Source organism: Streptomyces sp. NBC_01224 (assembly GCF_036002945.1).
GTDB lineage: Bacteria > Actinomycetota > Actinomycetes > Streptomycetales > Streptomycetaceae > Streptomyces.
Map to the genome: position 1 here is coordinate 1,407,298 of NZ_CP108529.1, position 22,852 is coordinate 1,430,149.

At 68.9% G+C, this 22,852-nt stretch carries 16 protein-coding genes and 4 pseudogenes; 6 read left to right on the top strand and 14 right to left on the bottom strand.

All coding sequences use genetic code 11. The annotated features are described in order from the left end of the window. Window positions 1–190 precede the first annotated feature (190 nt). From OG609_RS05545 to OG609_RS05570, 6 genes and pseudogenes are all read right to left on the bottom strand, one after another. Window positions 191–1,975, bottom strand: coding sequence for an HAD-IA family hydrolase (locus OG609_RS05545; protein ID WP_327271757.1), 1,785 nt, complete (start codon window positions 1,973–1,975; stop codon window positions 191–193). Beyond that, window positions 1,972–3,135 (bottom strand): DegT/DnrJ/EryC1/StrS family aminotransferase, encoded by a 1,164-nt coding sequence (locus OG609_RS05550; RefSeq protein ID WP_327271758.1) that lies wholly within the window; start codon window positions 3,133–3,135, stop codon window positions 1,972–1,974. The genes OG609_RS05545 and OG609_RS05550 overlap by 4 nt, the downstream gene beginning before the upstream one ends. A 532-nt stretch (window positions 3,136–3,667) precedes the next feature. Continuing rightward, window positions 3,668–3,856 (bottom strand): annotated as a pseudogene (locus OG609_RS05555) (DUF6009 family protein); the annotation flags it as partial. Window positions 3,857–3,866: 10 nt separating this feature from the next. Further along, entirely contained in the window at window positions 3,867–6,014 is a 2,148-nt protein-coding gene (locus OG609_RS05560) for an MMPL family transporter (RefSeq protein ID WP_327271759.1), read from the bottom strand. Window positions 6,015–6,196: 182 nt separating this feature from the next. Next, window positions 6,197–6,841, bottom strand: a complete 645-nt coding sequence (locus tag OG609_RS05565; protein ID WP_327271760.1) for a response regulator transcription factor — start codon at window positions 6,839–6,841, stop codon at window positions 6,197–6,199. Next, a complete protein-coding gene (locus OG609_RS05570) occupies window positions 6,805–8,094 on the bottom strand; it encodes a sensor histidine kinase (RefSeq protein WP_327271761.1) in 1,290 nt (429 codons plus the stop codon). Before OG609_RS05570 ends, OG609_RS05565 begins: the two co-directional genes overlap by 37 nt. Before the next feature lie 654 nt (window positions 8,095–8,748). Here OG609_RS05570 and OG609_RS05575 point away from each other — a divergent pair. Next, complete coding sequence (locus OG609_RS05575; RefSeq protein WP_327271762.1) at window positions 8,749–9,273, top strand: RICIN domain-containing protein; 525 nt, start codon at window positions 8,749–8,751, stop codon at window positions 9,271–9,273. Between the two features lie 109 nt (window positions 9,274–9,382). Here the strand turns inward: OG609_RS05575 and OG609_RS46080 are convergent. Then, window positions 9,383–9,533 (bottom strand): annotated as a pseudogene (locus OG609_RS46080) (DUF4158 domain-containing protein); the annotation flags it as partial. Between the two features lie 261 nt (window positions 9,534–9,794). Between OG609_RS46080 and OG609_RS05580 the strand changes: the two are divergent. Beyond that, window positions 9,795–9,926, top strand: a pseudogene (locus OG609_RS05580) (DNA helicase); the annotation flags it as partial. On the opposite strand, the gene OG609_RS05585 reads toward OG609_RS05580, so the two are convergent. The 4 genes from OG609_RS05585 to uriH all read right to left on the bottom strand — a co-directional run bounded on the left by OG609_RS05585 (window position 9,914) and on the right by uriH (window position 14,722). Beyond that, window positions 9,914–10,753 carry an ATP-grasp domain-containing protein gene (locus tag OG609_RS05585; protein WP_327271763.1) on the bottom strand — a complete coding sequence of 280 codons (840 nt, stop codon included), beginning with the start codon at window positions 10,751–10,753 and terminating at the stop codon, window positions 9,914–9,916. The pseudogene OG609_RS05580 and the gene OG609_RS05585 overlap by 13 nt on opposite strands. Then, window positions 10,750–11,685 (bottom strand): ATP-grasp domain-containing protein, encoded by a 936-nt coding sequence (locus OG609_RS05590; RefSeq protein ID WP_327271764.1) that lies wholly within the window; start codon window positions 11,683–11,685, stop codon window positions 10,750–10,752. The genes OG609_RS05585 and OG609_RS05590 overlap by 4 nt, the downstream gene beginning before the upstream one ends. Window positions 11,686–12,326: 641 nt before the next feature. Continuing rightward, window positions 12,327–13,778, bottom strand: coding sequence for a uridine transporter UriT (uriT, locus tag OG609_RS05595; RefSeq protein ID WP_327271765.1), 1,452 nt, complete (start codon window positions 13,776–13,778; stop codon window positions 12,327–12,329). Continuing rightward, complete coding sequence (uriH, locus tag OG609_RS05600; protein WP_327271766.1) at window positions 13,775–14,722, bottom strand: uridine-preferring nucleoside hydrolase UriH; 948 nt, start codon at window positions 14,720–14,722, stop codon at window positions 13,775–13,777. The genes uriT and uriH overlap by 4 nt, the downstream gene beginning before the upstream one ends. 425 nt (window positions 14,723–15,147) lie before the next feature. Between uriH and OG609_RS05605 the strand changes: the two genes are divergently transcribed. From OG609_RS05605 to OG609_RS05615, 3 genes are all read left to right on the top strand, one after another. Then, a complete protein-coding gene (locus tag OG609_RS05605) occupies window positions 15,148–16,188 on the top strand; it encodes a LacI family DNA-binding transcriptional regulator (RefSeq protein ID WP_327271767.1) in 1,041 nt (346 codons plus the stop codon). A gap of 423 nt (window positions 16,189–16,611) precedes the next feature. After that, window positions 16,612–18,282 carry a DUF262 domain-containing protein gene (locus OG609_RS05610; RefSeq protein ID WP_327271768.1) on the top strand — a complete coding sequence of 557 codons (1,671 nt, stop codon included), beginning with the start codon at window positions 16,612–16,614 and terminating at the stop codon, window positions 18,280–18,282. A 30-nt stretch (window positions 18,283–18,312) separates the two neighbouring features. Then, window positions 18,313–18,657 (top strand): hypothetical protein, encoded by a 345-nt coding sequence (locus OG609_RS05615; RefSeq protein WP_327271769.1) that lies wholly within the window; start codon window positions 18,313–18,315, stop codon window positions 18,655–18,657. 156 nt (window positions 18,658–18,813) lie between these two features. On the opposite strand, the pseudogene OG609_RS05620 reads toward OG609_RS05615, so the two are convergent. The 3 genes and pseudogenes from OG609_RS05620 to OG609_RS05635 all read right to left on the bottom strand — a co-directional run. Next, window positions 18,814–18,982, bottom strand: a pseudogene (locus tag OG609_RS05620) (RbsD/FucU domain-containing protein); the annotation flags it as partial. Then, window positions 18,979–19,899, bottom strand: coding sequence for a ribokinase (locus OG609_RS05625; protein WP_327271770.1), 921 nt, complete (start codon window positions 19,897–19,899; stop codon window positions 18,979–18,981). The pseudogene OG609_RS05620 and the gene OG609_RS05625, both read right to left, overlap by 4 nt. A gap of 424 nt (window positions 19,900–20,323) precedes the next feature. Next, a complete protein-coding gene (locus OG609_RS05635) occupies window positions 20,324–21,340 on the bottom strand; it encodes a LacI family DNA-binding transcriptional regulator (protein ID WP_327271771.1) in 1,017 nt (338 codons plus the stop codon). Window positions 21,341–21,634: 294 nt separating this feature from the next. Between OG609_RS05635 and OG609_RS05640 the strand changes: the two genes are divergently transcribed. Beyond that, window positions 21,635–22,759, top strand: a complete 1,125-nt coding sequence (locus OG609_RS05640) for a serine hydrolase domain-containing protein (RefSeq protein WP_327271772.1) — start codon at window positions 21,635–21,637, stop codon at window positions 22,757–22,759. Window positions 22,760–22,852: the final 93 nt, after the last annotated feature.

Sequence of the window (22,852 nt, forward strand, 5' to 3'; positions counted from 1 at the left end):
ACCCCACCCCTAGCGGCCCCCTAGGGCATCCCTAACTTTCCGCGGCGGGGTTCCGGTTCCCGGAACCCCGCCGGACCTGCGAGTGCGGGCTCCTCCGCCCCGTGGCCGGACCAGGGAGGAGGAGCCCGCAGCAGGGTCCCGCCGCGTACAGGCCGGCCACCACGCGTGGTGGGCCGGCTCAGGGGTCCGGTCAGTCGACAGTTCCCGCAGGCCACAGCGCCAGCAGGTCCTCCGGCTTACGCAGGACCGCATCCGGCGACGCGGCAAGCAACGCCGCCTCGTCCGTCTCACCCCACAGTGCCGCCAACGCCGCCACCCCCGCCCCGTGCGCGCTCTCGATGTCGGTGACCGCGTCGCCGACCATCACCGCACTGTCGGGCTCGGCCCCGAGCAGCTCCAGCGCATGCAGCACGATGTCCGGAGCGGGCTTCGGGCGAGCGATCTCGTCCGACCCGATCACGTGGTCGAAGAGCTCCAGTACCCCTAGCTGCGACAGCAGCGAACGCGCCCGCGGACCGCTCTTCCCCGTGGCCACCGCGAGCCGCAACCCCCGCTCGCGCAGCGTGTGGAGCATCTCCGGTACCCCGTCGAACAGGGGCACCAGATGAGCCATCCGATAGCTCTCCCTGACGAAGGGCTCCTCCATCGCGAGCGGCAGGTCCATGATCCGCATGATGTCGGGGAAGTACCGGCCCAGATGCCGGTTGTACTCCGCGAACGGCGCCGGTCCGTCGCCGACGACCTCCGCGTACGCGATCGAGAACGCCTCGCGCATCACCTCGGTGCTGTCCACCAACACCCCGTCGAGGTCGAACACGACCACGCTCCTGGGGTGGTCCAAAGTGCCGACACCGGACGTGGCCTCGGTGAGCCCGGTTATGCGCCTGTCCATCTGGTACTCCCTGCTCGCGTCGTGATTCGAAACGTCCTGCCGGGCACAGGCGTAGAGGCGCTCGATGACCCCGATGTTCCGGCGGGCGTCCGCCACCGCCCGCCCCGCCATGGCCGAGTCACCCAGCAGCGCGGGCAGTTCATCGAGCTGCCGGTCGTACTCCGCGCCGATCTGCTCTTCCTCGAACGGCACCCGCGTCGTCTCACCGTCACTGGTGAACGTCAGGTCGGACCCGCCCTCGCGGTTCGGGCTGAACCCGAACGTGCAGCGCAGCGAGGCCACACCCGCACTGCCCTCAACCGTGATCAGCGTGACGTCGCGCGCTCCGTGCGATGCCCAGCTCGCGCGAAGCGCGACCGAGACGCCGTCCTCCGTGACCAGGAACCCCCGGACGGTGTCCTCGACGTCCCCGCCTGCCGCACCGCTGCCGCCAACAGGCAGATCGTCGCGCCAACCAGCCCGCGCACCAGCCGTGTTGACGAAGTCGTCAGACACCGTACCGACCACCTGTGTCATGGCGGCCGGCCCCAGAATCGGCGCGACGCTGTCCAGCAGGTGCCATCCGAGGTCCACCAGCGCCCCGCCGCCCGCAAGCCGCGCCTGCGTGAACCAGCCGCCCGAGTCCGGAACGCCACGCGCCCGCACCCAGGACACGTCGATGTGCCGGATCCGTCCCACGGCCGGCGTCCGCTCGTAAAGCGCCCGGACGTCGGCCCGATACCGGGCCGCACTGCCGGCGAGCAGTACCGCGCCTCCGGCGCGTTCCGCTTCCGCGAGCCGGTCGGCCTCTGCGGACGTGAGGCACACCGGCTTCTCCAGGAACACGGGAATGCCCCTGGCCAGCAGCTTCTCCGCGATATCGACGTGCAGGTGGTTCGGCACGGCGACGACTGCGAGGTCGACCGTCCCGGATGCGATCTCCGCGATGTCACGCAGCAGCGGAACGCCGGTGTCTCCGGGGCCGGCCGCCGGATCCACCACAGCCGTGACCTCGAAGGCCGGGTGCGCGATCAGCCGTGGGAGCCAGATCTCCCGGCCCGCCCACCCCATCCCGACCACCACGACACGGACAGGCCCGTTCACGCGCCGGCCATGGTCTCGGCGATGACGGCCGCGATGTCGTGCATCTGCTGCTCGGTGCCCAGCAGGGTCCGGTGGTGCAACCAGACCGAGTCCCGGGTGAGTGCCTCGGAGTTCGGGCAGCGGCGGGCGATGTCCTCCACGGACTCCTCCGGAGCGGAGGTCTCCCAGAAGCCGTCGCTGCGGTAGATGGCGCGGAAACCGACGAAGGCCGGAAGCCCACGCTCGATCAGGGCGTCCACAAGGGCGTTGCGCCGCTCCTCGCCGAGGCCAGGCACCCGGAACATGGCCATGTAGTGCGGATTACGGTCATTCCGCTCGTCCCGGCCCTGCGGTACGACGCCGGGGATCTCGGCGAGCAGGCTCGCCAGCAGCGGCCAACGCTCCTCACGTGTGTCGATCTGCCCGGCCAGCCGGCCCAGTTGGGCGCGAAGGACCGACGCGCTGAACTCGTTCATCCGGAAGTTGGAGCCCGAAGTGTTGTGGAAGTACTTGCGGTCCGTCGGGGGCCGCCCGCAACTGTGCCGCAGGAACGCGCTGTCGTATAGCTCACGCGTCGGGAAGGTCACCGCGCCGCCCTCGCCCGCGGTCATCAGCTTGCCGTTCTGGAAGCTGAAGGCGGCCACAGACCCGAGTTCGCCGACCTTCTTCCCCTGCCACTGAGCGCCGTGGGCATGCGCCGCGTCCTGCAGGATCGCCACGCCCGCGTCGGCGGCCAGCTTCTCCAGCGCGTCCATGTCGGCGATCTGGCCCGCCATGTGGACCGGCATGACGACCTTGGTCCTGGGACCTATCGCTGCGGCGACGGCAGCAGGGTCGATGCAGTACGTCTCCGGGTCGACATCCACCGGAACGGCCACCGCGCCCAGCCGCTGCGCTGCCTGCGAAGAGGAAATGAAGGTAAATGCGGGAACGATGACTTCCGAGCCGGGACCGACCCCGAGCACCTGAAGGGCAAGCTCCAGCGCATGCGTCCCGTTGGTCACCGCGAGCGCGTAGGGGGCGCCGTGGTACTCGGCGAACTCCTCCTCGAAGGTGTCGACCTCGCTACCCCCGATACGCCACCACTGCCCCTGGTCGAGAGCACGGTTCAGAGCCGTCCGCTCCTCGTCCCCGTACTGCGGCCAGGCGGGAAATTCGAATGACTGCGGCGAACGGCCCATGGCTTACACACTCTCCCAATGAATGGAATCGACTTGGGCCGTGACGCTATCGCAGCAATGAATTCCGCCCTCCCCCTTCCCTTTCCCCTACCACCCCCCTATCAGCATTTCTCGGAGCGGATTCGCGAGACGGAGTGCCGGGCTCAGGGATACGCATTCCTGAACCCGCGGTGAAAACGCGGTCACACCCCGCCCCGATCCGGCAAGATGCGTGCCGACGGATGCAGGGGTCGGGCGCCGCGCGGCGGAGACGAACTCTCCCCCTCCCCCGGCCGCACGGAACCTGGGCCGCGGCACACAGCCAGTACGCGTCCCGACCCACCCATGAGCGCGGTCATCGCCACCACCGCGCCGGACCGGTGGGCAGGCGCACCGGTCCGGGTGCTGGACCTCACCCCTTGACCACGGCAACGGACCGGCCTCGGGTCCGGCGGAAACGCGGCCGGGTGACGACCCCGCAGGACGCGACCCCCGACCCGGCCCGCCTGCGCACGACCGGTCCGTACCTCGGTCTGCTGGCCGACGGCAGCCCTCAGGAAGCCACTGAGGTTGTGGCTGCCGCGGCCCCCAACTGGGAGCGAGGTGTCTCCTCTCCGACCCTCTTGGGCTCGACGGTCCGCGGATCGACAGCTTCGCCGGGTGCCCCCTGACGGTAGACACCCTCGGGGTCGGTGTCACGGTCATGGGGCAGAAGGAAAAAGACCCTGCGGCGGGCCACCCCGTGGACAACCTCATCGTGTACGCCGCCCGGAGCCGACGGCGACCGCGACCGCCTCCCCCTGTGCGTCGTCGACGCTCTGCGCTGCCGTGTCCCGGCCCACCGGGCGGCCCGGCCACCAGAAGGCGGGGCCGACGTCGAGGGCGAGCGCCGGAACGAGGACGGAGCGGACCAGGAAGGTGTCGATCAGTACGCCGATCGCCACCACGATGCCGATCTCGATGAACGCCACCTGTGGAGCGCTGGTGAGGGCGGCGAACGTCGCCGCGAGGACCGCGCCCGCGCCGGTGATGACCCCGCCGGTGGAGGTGAGGCCTGACAGGACCCCGCTCCGGTGGCCCTGATGCCCGACGTCCTCACGGATGCGGTGGATGAGGAAGATGTTGTAGTCGACACCGAGGGCGACCAGGAACAGGAAGCCGATCAGCATGACCTGGATGTCGACGGCGGGGAAGCCCAGGACGTGCTGGAACAGCTGCCAACTGATGCCGAGTGCGGCGAAGTAGGAGAGCACCACGGTCGCCATCAGCAGTACCGGCGCGACCACGGCCCTGAGCAGTGCGATCAGAATGACGAAGACCACGACGAGCACCAGCGGGATGACCACCCTGCGGTCGTGTGCCTGCGCCTCGGCCTTCTCCTGAGCCATGGCGGTGGGACCGCCGACCCGCGCGTCGGCTTCGGGGATGTCATGGACGGCGGTGCGGATCCGGTCCACGGTGCGAGCGGCGCCCGAGCTGTCCACGTCCGCCTTCAACACGACCTTGGTGTCGGCGAGTTCACCGTCGGTGGAGATTGTGGCGGGCACTACCTCGAAGACCCCGGCGATGTGCTTCAGTGCCTCGGCGACCGCTGGTGCGGCCGCGGCCCTGCTGATCACCTCGGCGGGCCGGCTCTGCCCGGCCGGGTAGTGGGCGGCGAGGAGTTCCTGGCCGGCGATCGAGCCGGGCCTGCCGATGACGAGGTGCTCGTCGTCCAGCCCGGTCCTCAGGCCCAGGGAGCCGAGTGCCAGCACGGTGAGGACGAGGACGGAGCCCATCCACACCAGACGCGGGCGCCGGGCTATCCGGCCGCCGATCCGGTCCCACAGCAGGCGGTTGGCGTTCTTCGCGGTGGCCCCGGCGCGCGGCACACGGGGCCAGAAGACCCATCGGCCCAGCAGGACGAGCACGGCCGGGAACAGCGTGGTCATCGCGGCAAGTCCGCAGACGATCGCAACGGCACCGCCCGGGCCGAGCGTGTGGTTGAACCCGACGTCGGCCCGGGTGAGGCAGAGCAGGCCGATGCATACGGTCGCGGCCGAGGCGGCGATGGCCGGTACGGCCCTGCGCAGGGCCGTCCGCATGGCGTGGTGCCGATCCTGGTGGACGCGCAGTTCCTCGCGGTAGCGGGCGAGCAGCAGCATCGCGTAGTCGGTGCCCACGCCGAAGAGCAGTGCGGTGACGACGATCTCGTTCCCGCCGCCGACGGTCAGACCGAACCCCTTGGCGAGCAGGGCGGAGACCGCCTGGGTGGTGAGGAAGGAGACACCCACGACGAGCAGGGGCAGTAGCCACAGGATCGCACTGCGGTATGTGATGAGCAGCAGCGCGGCGACCACCACGACAGTGATCAGGGTGAGCGCACGACCTGTGGACTCCCGGGCGTCCGCGGCGTCCAGGGAGTTGCCCGCGGGCCCGGTCAGCTCGGCCTTCAGACCGTCGGGCCGGTCGCTGGTGGCGCGGTCGCGCACCTTCTCGGCGTTGTCCGCCAGCGCGGTGCTGTCGTGCTTGTCGAGGGGGACCAACGCGGTCAGGGCCTTGCCGTCCTCGGAGGGTCGGGCCGGTTCGACCGCTCCTGCCGCCAGGGTGGCGAACTCCTCGATGTCGGACGCGACTTTGGCCCGGTCCAGCGCGGTGAGTCCGCTGTCACGGACGTAGACGACGATGCCGAGCGAGATCCTGCCCTCGTCGAAACGGTCGGCGAGTCCGGCCACCTCGGTGGACTCGGCCCCACGGGGCAGCTCCACGGTGAGACCGTCCTTCTCGAGCTCCGACAGCTGCCCGGCGAGCGGCACCGCAGCCACCACGACGATCAACCAGACAACCAGCGTCAGCCACTTGCCCTTTCGTCCGCTCGGCAGTCTCAGGAGCCGGTCGGCCCAGTCGTGCGGTCCTGGCATGAGGGACTCCTCGTCCATGAGTGGGAAATGTGCCGTGTGCTGTGCTGTGACCGGGTTCGGGCATGACTCATCGGGCGCAGCGAACCATTACGGCTGCGCGGCGCCTGTTCGGCGAATGGCATGCCCGCGGCATCGCGACGCCGCGACTACCGCGTTTGTTTCGCTGCCGACCCGGCAGGGTGTCAGGAGTTCAGATAGGCGAGTACGGCAAGGACCCGGCGGTTGTCGTCGTCCGACGGCGCCAGATCGAGTTTGGTGAAGACGCTCGATGTGTGCTTGGTGACGACTTTCTCGCTCACGCCGAGCCGGCCGGCGATGGCGGCGTTGGAACGTCCTTCCGCCACGAGGCCCAGCACCTCGTACTCCCGTGGGGTGAGCCGGGTGAGCGGTTCGTCCCGGGCGTTGCCCCTGAGCAGTTTTGCCACCACTTCCGGGTCCATCGCACTGCCACCTGCCGCGACCCGGCGCACGGCATCGACGAAACGGCCGCTGTCGAAGACCCGGTCCTTGAGCAGATAGCCGACCCCACCCGTGCCGTCGGCCAGCAGCTCGCGGGCGTACAGCTGCTCGACGTACTGCGAGAGAACCAGCACCGGGAGTCCGGGGTTCCTGCGCCGTGCCTCGATGGCGGCGCGCAGTCCCTCGTCGGTGAAGGTGGGCGGGAGCCGCACATCCACCAGTGCGACATCCGGCCGGTGCTCAACCAGTGCGTCGAGGAGTTCCGGGCCGTTGTCCACTGCGGCGGCGATTTCGAAACCATGGGCCGTCAGAAGCCGGACGAGCCCCTCTCTCAGAAGGAAGAGGTCTTCGGCGAGAACAATGCGCACGGAATCTCCATCGTGGTCATGGTCGGTCCACCCTGAGGGCTGTTGACGGAAAGCACTCCGTCGAATGCGGCAATTCGGCTCTCGATTCCGCCCAACCCTGTTCCCGCCGATACCGTCGCCCCACCACATCCGTCATCGCCCACACTGATGCGCAGGGCCTCGCGTTCGTGGCGGACATCGATCCAGACGTGATCGGCCCGGGCGTGCTTCGCCGCGTTGGTGAGCAGTTCACTGACGGCGAAGTAGGCGGCCGACTCCACCGGGGCGTCGAGCCGACCCGGCAGATCGACGGCGACATCGACCGGCAGCGGGCTGTCCAGCGCCAAAGCGCGTACGGCGTCGCCGAGTCCCCGGTCGGAGAGGACCGGCGGGTGAATTCCCCGCACCAGGTCACGGAGTTCACCGAGCGCCTTGGAGGATGATTCCCTGGTCTCCAGCAGCAGTGCGCGGGCGGCTTCGGGGTTGGTTTCCAGCAGTTGACCGACGGCGTCCAGGTTCATTCCCATCGCGACCAGCCTGGCCTGTGCGCCGTCATGCAGATCGCGTTCGATCCTACGGAGTTCGGCGGCCTGACTGTCCACCACTGCCCCTCGGGTGCGGGTCAAGTGACCTACACGTTCCGTGAGTTCGTCATCGATTCGCGGACCGAGCAGCTTGCGGGTGAAGCGGGCGTGGGCGGTGAGCAGCAGGGGTCCCGTCCAAAGTCCGAGCCAGATGAATCCGAGACCGAACAGGGGCATCAGCCAGGTGCGTACACCTCGTTCGCCGCTCACATCGATCAGTCCGGCGTAGTGGTCGTGATAGCCGGCGGAGACGAGGGGGTCCCAGAGGAACGGGATAAGCAGCCCCTCAAGTCCGTACACCAGCAGAGCGGCGGGCAGCAGCGCAAGAACGGTGCCGATCACGGGGTCGACGATCGTCCAGAGCGTGTCCCGCAAGGTGGCCGGGTCCTGGAGCAGCCGCAGGCAGTGCCCCCAGCGTCCCGCGAGACCGGGCCCCGGCTCGGGCAGTTCACGGTACGGCCGCGCGATCGTCACCCCGGACCAGTCGCGGGCCAGCCTGCGGGAACGGTTGGCCAGCTTGCGGACGGCCGCCACGACGACGGGGAGCAGCAGCACACCTACGCCGAGGCCCAGCGAGGCCGATGAGAACACCATGAGTGCGAAGAGGGCCGCCTGCGGCACTTTCTGCGCGACCAGCGCGAGCCCGCGCATCGGCGGCTGCCAAAGTGCGGGTGATGCGACCCTCTTCATTCCGGCCTCCTCCTGCGGGCTCCCTCGATCCCGTCGGAGACGAGTCTGCCGTGAGGAGGCTTCGGAGACATTGGGCCTGCCACCCCGGTTCGAGGGGGAACCTAGGCCCCCCTGTCTTCATCCGGGGAAGCACGCACCGGGCCCGGGGTGTGCGGGAGGCGGCCCGGGTGCACTGCGGGCGGGAAGTGTCCGGATCGGCGCCGTGCCGGATCGCGCCGGTGCGTCGCGGTCATCGGTGTGAGCGACGGTGTGCTGCCGTACCCGCGTGCGGTGACCCCGGACGATATCGACCGGCTCCAGCACGATTCCGGCCCCGGGGATCAATGGAACCGTGGTTGGCGCGGAGAAAGATCAGCGCACCTCGCTGACGACGTGGGGATGGATGTTCGCCAGCGAGCCCGCGTCGACCGGAACGGCCCGCCGGGGCGCGAAGCCGCCCGCCCCATCACGACGGTCGACGACCCCGCTCTGCCGGAGGCATCACCGTGATCTTCCTATGACTCCTGCGGATGGGTGATCCTGCTTCACTCCAACGGGGGGTGGCTGGAGATGTCCCCTACCGGCGACCGACAGCGGCAACCAGGATGCATGGGCACCGACTGCTGGTCTCGTGGCGGTGCTCTCGGTTCCCCTCTGACGATTGGGATTGTGCTCATGGCTTCGCTCCTTTCTCCTCGCTGCCTTGGCTCCCTCACTGGCGCGGCGCTCATGCTCACCCTCGGCGCGGGGGTGCCGTCCTCTGCGGCGGCTCCTGCGTCCCACGCTGCCAAGGAGATGTGCCTGGACGCCGGCAACACCCGCAACAACGGTGATCACGCACGCATCTGGCAGTGCGTCAACCACGCAAACCAGCGGTTCGTGATCACCAATGGACAGATCAAGGTTGAAGACACGATCGGCAGGGGCAAGGAGATGTGCCTGGACGCCGGCAGCACCCGCAACAACGGTGACAGGACCAAGATCTGGGGGTGTGGCGGCACCAACACGAACCAGAAGTGGATCGTCCGCAACGCGCAGATTGTGCTCGCCGACACGGTGGGGAAGAGCCAGGAGATGTGCCTGGACGCCGGCAACACCCGCAACAACGGTGATCATGTGCGCATCTGGCAGTGCCTCAACCACACAAACCAGAAGTGGGTCATCCAGCGGGGTTACATCAAGGTCGCGGACACGATTTGATCGGATCCTCAGCCGCCTCGGTCCTGGCCTCCCAGGGCCGAGGCGCGGTGGGCGGTTCGGTGCTCCTTGGCTCCGCCCCAGGAGCGGAAGGTGACCCGGCGTCGTGAAGCAGGCGGACCACGAACCCGATCCGGTTGTGCGCCCGCCACTTGGTCTGCACCGCCTCCCGGTCCGCGTCGTCCAAGAAGAAATACCGCTCCAGCTCCGCACGAGATGGCGCCTCGTGAAAGGCCCCACCGGGCCGCCTGCTCATCCGGCAAGAACTCGACCGCAACAACAGCTCTCCGAAGGTCGACAACAACGACCCGCGAAGGCTCCGACGCCGGATCACCCCAGGTCAAAGCGCCAATCAGCTCGGAGAAGCCTTAGCGCACGATCTGACACGGATGTTCCTCAGACGGGCCGGGACCGGGGGCGCCCTTGTCCCTGAGGGCCAGGGCGAAGGTGAGCATGTCGTCGTCGATGACCTCGGGCCGTCCGCCTCTCAGCGCCAACCACGGTTCCACTGATCCCCGGGGCCGGATTCGGACCTGCTGGCGGAACGCTGCCTGCTGTTCGCCGCGTGCACGCGGGCCCGGGACGGGCTGCATGTGTCGTGGTCGGGCACCCCGAGCGAGTTCCTGGTAAAGGCCGGGGTGTGTCAGGCCTCGTAGGCGGGAGGGCCGGGCCGGGGGCGTCGCAGTGCCAGGGCTGCCAGCGCCGCGGGGGCGCCCTTCGGTCCGCGGATGCCCGGGAAAGCGTTGATGTCGACGACGACGGGCGCCCCCTCGCGGTCCAGCAGGTCGACACCATAGACGTCCAGGCCGAAGACCTCGCCTGTGTGGAGGGCTGTTTCGGTCCAGGCCGGCGGCAGGTCACGGACCAGTGGCGCAGACTGCGCACCGTCCGGCGGGGCGCCCACCGGTGCGGGGCGCACCCCCGCGAACACCTCCCCCGCGATCACCCACAGCTTGTGGTCCCAGCCGCTGTTCGCGACGAACTCCTGCAGGACGACGGGCTCGTTGGGCCACTTGGCGGCAAGGTCCCGTAGCTCGGCCGGGCCGTCCACGCGGGCGACAAGGTCCGCGCGCCGGCTCTGGCGGCTCTTGACCATGAGCGGATAGCCGCTCTCCGGCCGCTCCGCTCCGTGGAGGGCTTCGGACAGCGCGTCCAGGGTCCTGGTCCGGGGCATCGGCAATCCCGCGCCATCGGCCACGGTGGCGATCCGGCTCCTGTCCTGGCACAGCTCCGTCGCGGCGGCGGAGTTCACCACCCGGGCACCCTGTGCTTCGAGGAATCGGGCAAGCTCCAGTGCCCGGGGGGTATGAGCCTTGAGGAGGTAGACGTCGGCGAGATCATCCGGGATCACCAGCTCCGACGGGGATCCGGTTGTGGTGTCCGGGTTCAGGAACGTCACCCGGTGCTCCGCCTCGATCAGTGCGGAAGAGGCTGCGGCAAGCAACGGATGAGCCGGCTTGTCGGTCAGCAGACACACCCTCATATCTGGGCGGCTCCCGGTGCGGCCGCCAGCATGTCCGCTTCGGGGTGCGGGTGGGGCTGTCCGTGGGGGATCTGCGGCTGCGCGGGAATGCGCGGAGCAGGGGCGGGCACGCCCGTCCTGGCAGTGCCGCCCGTCCTGGCCAGGTCGAGGACGGCTCCGGCCAACCGGGATACGGCGTCGGGAACCTGACGGAAGCTCGGGAAGTCGTTGATGTCGACGATCACGGGGCCGTCGGGGCCGAGCACCACGTCGATGCCGTACAGATCGAGGCCGAAGACCGCTCCCACCTTCGCCGCCGCTGCGGCCACCTCGGCGGGCAGGGGGACGGCTCCCTCGTCGACCGGCCCGTCCGGGTGGAGCGGGGAGCGTCGCAAGGTCGCGTGGAACTCACCCGCGAGACAGTAGACCTTCAGGTCCGAACCGTGGTTGGGCACGTAGGGCTGGGCGATCAGTTGGCCCTCCCCCGCCTGCTCCGCATCGGCCAGATGCCCGGGATCCGGCACGAGCCGCACCCCGCGCCCCGAGCTGCCGTCGGCGGGCTTGACCACCAGGGGGAAGAGCTCCTCGGGGACATCCGCGAACAGCGTGGCCCTGGGTGCCGAATAGGTCACCGGAACCGGTAGCGCGTGCTGCCGCGCGATGACCGATGTGAGGACCTTGTCGCGCACCGCGCGGATCGACCGCGCATCGTTCACCGTGGTCAGGCCCACGGCCGCCGCGGCCTCCAGAAGGGTGAGCCCGGGGCCGCCGGACACGGTCTTGAGCACCCAGGCGTCATGGGTCCCCGCCCGCACCTCTTCCGAAATCCGCAGCAGCGAGCCGCCGGGGCGCACCACGTCCACCTGGTGTCCCCACGACGACAGTCGTCGGGCCACGTCAAGCGGCATGCCGTCATGCCGGTACAGCTCTTCGACGAGGAAGCAGAGCTTCATCCCAGTACCCCTCGGTGCCCCATGACTGATGAGGGCACAACGATGCCTTGCGGTGCTCTTCCGAACACCGCCAAAAGGGCAACGCTACGTCACGCCCGCCCCAAAGCAACGGCCACCGGGTGTTACTGATGGTGCGTTCCCTCATACAAACAGATCTTCGTCAGGCGTGGTCATGGAGTGGATGGCCTTGCACCGGCCGAGTCCTCCACCGGGTCACGGAGTACGGATCTGCCTTGAGGGGCCGACACCGTGGCGCGTACGGACCGCCCCGCGGGCGCGCCCGGGGTCACGAGAGAATGGGTCGGGTGAGGGGACGTCAGTACTGTCGTACGGTTCGCCGGGATCCTCACCGTCTGCATCAGCGCATACACGTGATGGGCCGCTCCCGAAGAGGGATGCGGCCCATCAGCTGCGCGGACTGCGCGGTGATCGCGGCAGAGACCGCGGTGACCACCGCGCAGGCCCGTCGTCCGCGATTCGCACGCCTGGTGTCTGCCGGCCTTCGTCGGAAGAAGACGCCGCACAGCAACAGGACGTTCGCTCAGCGTGCCGTGAACAGCCCCGGGAACTCAGCGGTCTTCCGGCCGAGCTGATCCCGCTGCCCCGGCGTCGACAGTGTCACGCCGGGGCAGCCGCAGCCGTCAGAGTCCGTCTTCCGCCGCCACCGGCTTGGGGATCAGGAAGGACGCCACGGTGGCGAGGCCCAGCATGACCACGCCGGCGATCATGCTGGCGACGTAGCCGTCGGGTGATGCCGGGTCGGCGGGCTGGACCGCCGTCTGGACCGCGTAGAGCGCCGCGAAACTGAGCCCGGCACCGAGGTTGAACGCACCGGCGTTCAACCCGGGCAGGAATCCGGGGTTCTCGCGCGGGGACAGCACGATACCGAGGCCGTTGAGCATGATGTTGCCCACGCCCGCGTAGGTGATGCCGACCAGTAGCGAGGCCACGAGCAGCAGGGCACGCGACGGGTCGCCCAGGGTGAAAATCATCAGGACGACGGAGGCGGCCGCGCCGATCAGGCCCAGACGCAGGATGCGGCGGTAGCCGAAGGTGGCGGCGAGCCGGCCGGCGACGGGACCCATGGCGAGCCCGGCCAGCGCGTACGGCGTGAGCGTCCACCACGCGGACTGTTCGGCGGACATGCCGAGCCCGGCGTGAGCGTCCTGGGCGAACGCCGGGATCAGCCCGTTCATGACGGCGAACACGCCGGTCATGGTGAGCACGGTGGTCAGCAGCGTCGCCCAGGTCGCGCGCTGCCGCAGGTGCCGGGTTGCGACCAACGGATGCCCGCTCCTGCCCTCGGTCCGCCAGAACAGGGCGAAGGCGATCGCAGCAACGACGACAAGGACGGCGAAGAGCAGCCAGTTCGCGGCGCCGAGCTTTCCGGCCTCGTTCAGCGCGATCAGCAGTGCTCCGACCGAGACGACCAGGAGTGTGACGCCGGGCCAGTCCATCCGGGATGCGGCGGCCGCCTTGGACTCCGGAGTCATGGTGGCGACCAGAACCGTGGCGATCGCCGCCACTACGGCCATCACCCAGAACACCGAGGCGAAGCCGTGCTTGTCGGCGAGGAACCCGCCGGCGAGGGAGTCGACCCCGGCGATGCCACCGTTGACGGCGGTGATCACGCCCAGCAGGGTGCCGTACTTCTTCGGCTCGGTGACCTCGACCCGCAGCATGATCAGGCACAGCGGCACCGTAGGCCCGGACACGCCCTGGATGATGCGGCCGACGAACAGCATCGGCACGTTCTGTGCCAGCGCGGCGACCACACAGCCGACCGCCATGAGCACCATCATCGCGACCAGCACCCGGCGGCGGCCGACGATATCGCCCAGCCTCGGCAGGAACAGCGAGAACAGGGCCGCCGAGGTGAAGAACGCGGTCTGAGTGAGCCCGATCTCGGCTGTAGTGGCGCCCAGACCGTCCTCGATGCTCTTCAGGGCCGGGCTGAGCATGCTGGCGTTCAGCTGGAAGGCGAAGCACGCCACGAGGAGCGCGGCGACCAGCACGCCCACCCGGACCGGACGCCGGTCGGTGACCGGCGGCGGCCCGCCCGGGACGGCTCTGGTACTGGCGAAGACGTTCATTCGGCGCCGTCACCGATCCGCGTCAGGGCGTCCACGACGAGGTCCCAGAAGCGCTCGTGGTCGAGCTTGACGGCGACCTGGGTGTGGCAGTCGGGCGGGGCGGGGGCCCGGAAGTCGGTCACGGTCATGCCGAGGGTCAGCCCGCCGGTGAGCTCGATGTCCACCGGGGCCTTGCGCACCGTCATGACGGTCGGGTCGATGACGTAGGCGACCGCGCACGGGTCGTGTACCGGAGGGTGCTCGAAGCCCTGCGACTCGAGGTAGGTGGCGCCGAAGAAGTCGAGGAGCTCGCCCACGAACGCGGCCGGCTTGGTGCCGACCGCGGCGATCTTCTTCCGCACCTCCGGGGTCGCGAGCGCCTGGTGGGTCAGGTCGAGACCCACCATGGTGACCGGCCAGCTCTCGTTGAAGACGATGTGCGCGGCCTCCGGGTCGATGATGATGTTGAACTCGGCGACCGCGCTCCAGTTGCCCTCGTGGTAGCCGCCGCCCATCAGCACGACCTCGCGGACGCGGGAGGCGATGCGCGGCTCCTTGCGTACGGCGAGCGCGATGTTGGTCAGGCCGGCCGTGGGGACGATGGTGATCTCGCCCGGCTCATGGGACATCACCGTGTCGATGATGAGGTCCACGGCGTGACGTCGGTCCAGCTCCAGGGTCGGTTCGGGCAGCGCCGGGCCGTCGAGTCCCGACTCGCCGTGGATCTCCGGCGCGGTCTCGATGGTCCGCACCAGCGGCCGCGGACATCCCGCGGCGAAGGGAATCCCGGTGATACCGGCGATACGCGCGACGGACAACGCGTTGCGCGTCACCTTCTCCAGCGTCTGGTTGCCGACCACGGTGGTCACGGCGACCAGATCCACATCCGGGTTCCCGTACGCCAGGAGCATGGCGATCGCGTCGTCATGCCCCGGGTCGCAGTCGAGGATGATCTTTCTGGCCATCGGAAGAGCCCCTTCGCTCAGCTGAACAGTTTGAGATGGATCTCGGCCAGCGCCACAAAAGGGCTACTGCACAGAGTGCGCCGGCACGGTCCCCGACCGCCGTCGCGGCCCGCGCCGGCGTGCGGCGCCGACCCGCGGGCGGGCAGCGAGACGAACAGGTACCGCGCACTCTTCCTTGATCACGCGGTGGGAAAACGATCTGGGAAATCGTTCTCCGAAGACTTTGCGCACCGACGCCCACGATGTCAATGGGTGAAGCCTTATCTCACGTTGTGACCCGTTTGGGGTGGCGGATCGCAGTCTGGGTGCGGGGAAAGGCCGGTGATAACGTTTGCCGCCTCCCCGCGGGCATCCGCCCGCTTCACGCGGCCGGACCAGACGAACAGGGCAGGCGATCCGAAGTGGCGGAAGTAACACTGCGAGACGTGGCTCGCCTGGCGGGCTGTTCCGTCGCCACGGTGTCCCGGGTGCTCGTCGGCAACCGCCCGGTCGGCGCGGAAACCGCCCGGCGGGTACGCGCGGCCGCCGACAGTCTCGGCTACCGGCCCAACCACGTGGCCCGTGCCCTGCGCAGCCGCTCGACAGGCACCATCGGCCTCGTCCTGCCGCAGATCACCAACCCGTTCTACCCCACTCTGGTGCGGGAGCTGACGCGCGCGCTGCACGTCCACGACCGTGCCGTGATTCTCGCCGACTGCGACGACGACCCGATGACCGAAGCGGCCCGGATCAACGCCTTGCTGGCCCGGCAGGTCGACGCCCTGTTGGTCGTCCCGGTCGACGAGAAACGCAGCGTGGCCGCGGTGACCGACGCGGCGGCCCGGGTGCCGCTGGTACTGCTGGACCGAGGCTGCGGCCCCGGCGTCGCCGACTCCGTGGTCGTCGACAACGCCGCCGGCATAAAGCTCGTGCTGGACCACCTCGCGGCCGCGGGGCGTCGCCGTCTGTGCTTCGTCGGGGCGGCGGGCACCGCCTCGGCGGCAGTCGAACGCCGCGCCGCGTACGAGTCCGGCGCCGGCGCACTGGACCCGCGGGCGCCCGAACGTGTCGAACTCGGCGAATTCTCCGTCGAATGGGGGCGGGCCGCGGTGGACCGGGTCCGCGCGCACCGCCCGGACGCCATCGTCTGCGCCAACGACCTCATCGCCATCGGTGCGCTGCAACGACTGCGACAGCTGGGAGTGGACGTCCCGGGCGAGATCGCCGTCACCGGCTTCGACGACATCCCCATGGCGAGCCTCACCGACCCTGGCGTGACCACCGTCCGCCAACCCGTCGCCGAACTGGCCGCGGAAGCCGCCCGGTTGCTGGACCGGCGGCTGGCCGGAGAGAAGGCCGGCCCGAGCCGCACGGTACGACTCGGTCCGGAACTCTTCGTCCGCGGCTCCAGCACGACGGACTGCACCGGTCCGGCCGACGCCGCCCCGGCGTGGGCCCGGGAGCCTGCCGGAAAGCCGACGTCATGACCGTGGCCGGCGCCTGGGGTTGACCGTTCACAATCGGCGTCGTGATCCACAGAGTCCGTGAACGGCTTCAGTCTGCCGAATCAGGCTCCCCGCGCCCGCCCCTGCGGATCGCCCGCCCACGACGCGTTCTCGCTCGCCGACGGCGCACTGTGCGCCAACGCCGTGCAGCACGGACACGTCCCGGGGCGGGACTTACGCGTCCGCCTGACGGAGACGGACGGCGGGGGTGCTCCGTATCGAGATATCCGACAGCCGCACCGGGGGTAAACCCGACGGACCCGGTTCATCGACGCCCGACCGGAGGGTCCACGCCGGCTCGGCCCCACTCACGCGCGTGTGAGGTAGGCGCGTTCCTCGGAGCCGAGGTGCGTATCCTGCCTACTCCGCTGCGGAGTTGGCTGTGCATGAGGAATCATGCCGTTCATGGCTCAGCTCGAAGCACGCGAAGTGCCACTTCACAAAGTCTTCTGCAGCGACTACGACTTCCGCATCCCCGAGTACCAGCGCCCCTACGCGTGGGAGACCGAGCAGGCCGAACAGCTGCTTGCCGACCTGGAGGAAGCGCTCCTCCGCGGCAACGGAGAGCCCTACTTCCTCGGCTCCCTGGTGCTTGTCAAGGACAGCCGTGCCGCCGAAGCCGATGTCATCGACGGTCAGCAGCGGCTGACGACATTGACCATCCTGCTGGCCGTGCTGCGTGATCTGGCTCAGCAGCAGGACGTAGTGACCAACCTTGTGGCGATGATCTCCGAGCCCGGGAACACCGTCCTGGGGCTGAAGGCCAAGCCCCGGCTCACTCTGCGTCGTCGGGACGCCGACTTCTTCCACCAGCACATTCAGACCCTTGGTTCCATCAGGACGCTCCTGGCGCTGAACCCGCACAACCTGAAGACCGATGCGCAGAGGGCTCTCCAGGCCAATGCGAGGGTCCTGAACACGGCGCTCACGACCTGGTCCGACGAGCAGCGGCTCGCACTGTGCACGCTGATGGGTGTCCAGACATTCCTCGTCGCGGTCAGCACTCCTGATCTGGACAGTGCCCACCGGATCTTCAGCGTCATGAACTCCCGAGGTCTTGATCTGTCGCCTGCGGACATCTTCAAGGCTCAGATCATCGGTGAGATCGACGATGAGGCCTCGAAGACGTATGCCACGCGGTGGGAGGACGCAGAGGAAAGCCTCGGCCGCGAGGACTTCTCCGACCTCTTTCTCCACATCCGCATGATCTTCTCCGGCGAGCGGGCCCGGCAGGAGCTGCTCAAGGAGTTCCAGACACAGGTCCTGGTTCACTACAAGCAGGGACGGGCGAGGGAGTTCGTCGACGAGGTCCTTGTCCCCTATGCCGAGGCATTCGCCGTGATCCGGGACAAGACATACTCCGCCGGCGACGGGTCTGCGCAGGTCAATCTGTGGTTCCGTCGACTACTGCAACTGGACAACAACGACTGGTGGCCGGCTGCGCTTTGGGCGCTGCGCCACCATGGAGACGATCCGGTGTGGCTGGGTTCGTTCTCCCAGGCCCTGGAGCGCCTCGCCGCAAGCATGTTCATCCGTCGTGTGTACACCACTCCCCGCGTGCTTCGCTTCGCCGAACTACTCAAGGAGCTAACAGCAGGAAGGGGGCTCGACGCCCCTTCCCTCGAGCTGACCGAAGTGGAACGGGAAGAGACTCTTCGTCGCCTCGACGGTGATGTCTATTACGAGACCAGAACGCGTCGGTACATCCTGCTGCGGCTCGATGAGTTGGTCGCTGAGGAGGATGTCGTGGCGACGTACGACTCACCGCGTATCACTGTCGAGCACGTGCTTCCCCAGAATCCGGACCTCGCATCGCAGTGGCGGGCGGACTTCACCGAAAGCGAGCGTGCGAGGTGGACACACAAGCTTGCCAATCTGGTGTTGCTCAGCCGCACGAAGAACTCCCAGGCCCAGAACCTCGACTTCACCGTCAAGAAGGAGCGATACCTCAGGCGGGGCGTCGTCACATTTCCTCTGACCACGCAGGTTCTGGGACAGGACACCTGGACACCGGAACACCTGGAGAAGCGACAGGCGGAACTCCTCGGCCTGCTCACCACTGCGTGGCGGCTGTAGCCGGCCACTCGGTGTCCGGAACACCGGGACTTGCTTGCCGAGCGACGCTCGACCCGCGATCTGCTGCGCAACCCGAGCCAGACCAGCGCACACCGTGTACTCGTGGATCTGGGGCTGCTGCCGAACTACGGCCTGGCCGACACGGTGACGACACTGGAGGGCACGCTCCACAGGAAGGAGACCGGTGACCCCGCCGGGGGAGATCCCGAGTCCGATCCGACCAGCACCCACCGCAGCGAGGTCCGTGATGACGAGCGCTCCCGCAAGCTCGCCCCGACCGAACTGGCCCCGGGCAACAGCTTCTACGTCAACGGCTACAGGCATGTCGCGCGCCTGGACATCGGCAGTCCGGAGCGGCGCGCCTGGTCGGTGTAGCGGCTCTGCCCCGCCTGCGGCTACGCGCAGACCACGGACGCCCGGACAGATACGTCACCGTGTCCCCGCTGCGCTTCGCGGGAGATCGGGCGGCAGCCGTACGTCGTGACCGGTTGCCACCCCGGGTATTCACAGGGGCGGCGCGGGTCCAGCAGTTCCGTCGAGCACCTCGGCGAAATAAGGGACTCCGGCCCGGCAAGCCAGGTCGGCCAGGCGCGGGCCGGTCGAGATGGGCACGCCCACGTCACAGATCAGCACCCCGTCGCCCCGGTCCGACTCGGCCGCGCCCGGCCGGACAACGGTTGAGCATTCCTGCCTTCTTCACAGCGCGGAGACTTCCTCCGCGCTCGGGTAGGACTCCTGCGCGCCCTGCCGGGTGACGGCCGCCGCACCGACCCTGACGGCGAACGCGGCGGCCTCGGCGAGTTGCTCTCCCAGGCCGAGCCGCCAGGCCAGGGCGGCGGTGAACGCATCGCCCGCCCCCGTCGTGTCCACAGCCTCGACCTTGGGGCTCGGTACGGGTACGACGTCACCCGTACGGCCGTCGGCGACGAGCGCGCCCGCCGCACCCAGCGTGACCACGACCGACTGCGGGCCGAGCTTCAGCAGTGCTCGCGCCCACTCCTGAGGCGTGGCGCCGGCGGCTTCCCCCAGCATGTAGCGCGCCTCGTGCTCGTTGACGACCAAGGGGTCGCAGGCGGCCAGCACGTGATCGGGCAGGGGTGCGGGCGGGGACGGGTTCAGGACCAGCCGGGTACCGGGTGACATGACACCGGCCACCTCGGCAACCGTCTCCAGCGGAATCTCCAGCTGTACGGACACGACCCGCGCCGCCTCGAAGAGAGGTCCGGCCGCCCGGATGTCCTCCGGGGTCAGCCGGGCATTGGCCCCCGGCGACACCACGATGCTGTTGTCGCCGGAGGGGTCCACGGTGATCAGCGCGACTCCGGTCGGTGCCCCGCCCACGAGGACGCCCTCGGTGTCCACCCCGGCCGCCCGCTGCGATTCGAGCAGCAGGCGGCCGTGGGCGTCATCGCCGACCCGTGCCAGCAGCGCAGTGACGGCCCCGAGGCGGGCGGCGGCCACCGCCTGGTTTCCTCCCTTGCCGCCCGGGTGGACGGCAAGATCGGAACCGAGCACGGTCTCACCGGGTGCCGGACGGCGTTCGACACCGATGACCAGGTCGGCGTTGGCCGAGCCCACAACCAGCAGGTCGTACTTGTGGTGGTCGTTGACGTGCATTGTTCCTGCTTTCCGAGATCGGACGCTGCTCAGGCACTGTTCGGGAGAAGTCGGCGACATTCTTCTCGGTGACTACCTTGAACCGGCACCTTCACCATGCTATCGACCTTCTTGCCCTCTGCGGCCCGCACCGCTTTCTGCACGGCGATCTTGCCCAGTTCCTTCGGCTGCGACTTCGGCCGCCTTCGCCTCCGTCTGGGCGCCCGCCTTCATCTGTACGAAGAAGGGGCTGTTGAGCATGGACAGCGACATGCCCGCCTTCGTGTTGCCGCCGGGCGAGCCGGAGTTGGAGTAGGCGTGATCAGAACGCACGCGTCGAGGCTGAGCGCCTTGGCGATCTCCACCATCTCCAGCCGGGCGATGCCCAGTTCGCGCGCCTTGGCCTTGCGTACGCCTTCGATGCGCAGCAACTCGCCCTGGCTGCTCACAGGCTGCCCCTCCGGCTCGAAGCGTGCTCGCCGCAGGAACTGCGTACGACAAGGCGGGCGGGAAGGGTGACGGACTGCGGGGACCGTCCCTCGATGAGGTCGACCAGCGCCCGCACGGCGGCTCGGCCGAGTTCGCCGGTCGGCTGGGCGATGGCCGTGATCGGTGGGTCGGTATGCAGGAACCACGGGATGTCGTCGAAGGCCGCGAGCCCGATGTCCTGCGGGACGCGCAGCCCGCGTGCGCGGATCGCGTCCAGCGCGCCGAGTGCCATCAGATTGTCGGCGGCGAATACGACCTCGGGCGGTTCGGGAAGGTCCAGAAAGCGCTCGGTGGCGCGGCGCCCGCTGTCCGCCTGGAAGTCGCCCTGCCCGATGTAGGTGTCGGGCAGCGCGAGTCCGTGCTCACGCAGCGCCTCGCGGAAGGCTTCGACGCGCTCGTTGCCCGTGGTGGTGGCCGCCGGTCCCGCGATGATCGCGAGCCTGCGGTGGCCGAGGCGGTGCAGGTGGGCGACCAGGTCCCGGATGGCGTCGCGGCCGTCGGCACGCACCACGGGGACGTCCACGCCCTGGATCCAGCGGTCCACGAAGACCATCGGCGTGCCGCTGCCCGCGGCGCCCGGCGTGAGCGGGGAGCTCCCGTCGGCCGGGGAGACGAGGAGTCCGTCGATCCGGCGGTCGAGGAGCGTGCGGATGTGATGTTCCTGCAGGTCCGGCCGCTCGTCGGCGTTTCCGATGATGACGCTGTAGCCGAGGGCGCGGGCCTCTTCCTCGACGAATCGGGCCAGTTCGGTGAAGTACGGGTTGAGTACGTCGCTGATGACGAGGCCGAGGGTGCGTGTCTGATCGGTGCGCAGCGAACGGGCGACGGCGTTGGGCCGGTAGCCGAGGACGTCGACAGCTGCGAGGACACGTCTGCGCGCGTCGGGGCTGACGGAGGGATGGCTGTTGAGAACGCGGGAGACCGTGGCGACGGACACTCCCGCCTCGGCCGCGACATCCTTGATGCTCGCCATTTCCGGACCACCTCCTTGTGGTTTCCGTGAGCCCAGAAACCAGCCGCCCAGAGCCATGGAATCGATTACAACGATGATTGGAATCGATTACACGGCCGAAAACAAGACCCCACCGAGCCTCCGAGACCGGATTGTGACCAAGGGCATCCCACGCAACGCCGGTTGCAGGCGAACCGTGCCTCAGGGGCGAGCCAGGGGTCCGATCAGGGCGATCACTGATGGGCAACGGCGACCGCTCCCAGCAGGGTGGATCTTGTCGCCAAGGCCCGTCAACGTTGCTCTGGAGGAACCTCGATGCGTACCCGCCTCGCCCTCGCCGCCCTTACCCTGGCCACCGCTGTCACCGTCGGCGTGACGGCACCCGCGACCGCCGCCGGCCCGGACCCCGTGCAACAGGGGCTGGAGACGCTGGTGCGCTCGGATGGCGCACCTGGTGCGCTGGCGAGTGCGCGGGACGGCGCCGGGCACGACCGTACCTATACCGCGGGTGAAGGGGACCGGGACACTCACGCGAAGGTGCCCCGGGACGGTCAGGTGCGGATCGGCAGCGTCACCAAGACGTTCACCGCGGTGGTCGTGCTGCAACTGGTGGGCGAAGGCAAGATCAGCCTGGACGCCCCGGTCGACACCTATCTGCCGGGCCTCGTCCGGGGGAAGGGGATCGACGGACGCCACATCACGGTCCGTCAGCTCCTGCAGCACACCAGCGGACTTCCCGAATACGAAGACGACGTCACCAAGGACATCCTTGAGCGTCGCCACCTCTCGCCCCGCGATGCCCTGGACGTCGCCCTGGGACACGAAGCCGCCTTCGCTCCAGGGGCGAGGTATGGATACAGCAGCACGAACTACCTGGTGGCCGGGCTGATCGTGCAGAAGGTCATCGGACGGCCCTTCGCCGAAGAGATCGACAAGCGCGTCATCCAGCGCATCGGGCTGCGCCACACCTACTTCCCCGCCGCCGGCGAGACGGCCATCCGGGAACGCCACCCCCAGGGCTACCGCCAGGACTCCCCGGGCGCGCCCCTGCGCAACGTCTCCGAGATCGACCCCTCCGCGTCCTGGTCGGCAGGTGCGATGGTCTCCACCAACTCCGACCTCAACCGCTTCTTCTCCGCGCTGCTGGACGGCCGCCTCCTCGCGAAGGCCCAGCTCGACCAAATGCGCACCACCGTCCCCATGGGGAAAGACGGCTACAACGCCGGCCTGGGAATCATCAGCACACCACTGCCGTGCGACGACGACCCCGCCCACGACCGTGTCGCCTGGGCCCACAGCGGTGCCATCCCCGGCTACGGGACCTGGGCCGCAGCCACCGACGACGGCCGCGCCGCCAGCGTCACGATGACCCTTGAACCGAAGACCAATGAAGCCGTGAAGCACCTTGAGAATGCCGTGGACGCGGCCCTGTGCAGCTGAACCACTCCTCCTCGCCAGTGCCGCATCGGGCAACGTTTGGGCACCCTTGCTTACCTGCCCGTAACCTCCGAAATACCTCAGATTTGTCCCTGA

Bases quoted from the DNA above. Each gene is read 5' to 3' on its own strand.
- OG609_RS05550 (WP_327271758.1), bottom strand. From the start codon at position 3,135: ATGGGCCGTTCGCCGCAGTCATTCGAATTTCCCGCCTGGCCGCAGTAC.
- OG609_RS05560 (WP_327271759.1), bottom strand. From the start codon at position 6,014: ATGCCAGGACCGCACGACTGGGCCGACCGGCTCCTGAGACTGCCGAGC.
- OG609_RS05570 (WP_327271761.1), bottom strand. From the start codon at position 8,094: ATGAAGAGGGTCGCATCACCCGCACTTTGGCAGCCGCCGATGCGCGGG.
- OG609_RS05575 (WP_327271762.1), top strand. From the start codon at position 8,749: ATGGCTTCGCTCCTTTCTCCTCGCTGCCTTGGCTCCCTCACTGGCGCG.
- OG609_RS05585 (WP_327271763.1), bottom strand. From the start codon at position 10,753: ATGAGGGTGTGTCTGCTGACCGACAAGCCGGCTCATCCGTTGCTTGCC.
- OG609_RS05590 (WP_327271764.1), bottom strand. From the start codon at position 11,685: ATGAAGCTCTGCTTCCTCGTCGAAGAGCTGTACCGGCATGACGGCATG.
- uriT (WP_327271765.1), bottom strand. From the start codon at position 13,778: ATGAACGTCTTCGCCAGTACCAGAGCCGTCCCGGGCGGGCCGCCGCCG.
- uriH (WP_327271766.1), bottom strand. From the start codon at position 14,722: ATGGCCAGAAAGATCATCCTCGACTGCGACCCGGGGCATGACGACGCG.
- OG609_RS05610 (WP_327271768.1), top strand. From the start codon at position 16,612: ATGGCTCAGCTCGAAGCACGCGAAGTGCCACTTCACAAAGTCTTCTGC.
- OG609_RS05625 (WP_327271770.1), bottom strand. From the start codon at position 19,899: ATGCACGTCAACGACCACCACAAGTACGACCTGCTGGTTGTGGGCTCG.
- OG609_RS05635 (WP_327271771.1), bottom strand. From the start codon at position 21,340: ATGGCGAGCATCAAGGATGTCGCGGCCGAGGCGGGAGTGTCCGTCGCC.
- OG609_RS05640 (WP_327271772.1), top strand. From the start codon at position 21,635: ATGCGTACCCGCCTCGCCCTCGCCGCCCTTACCCTGGCCACCGCTGTC.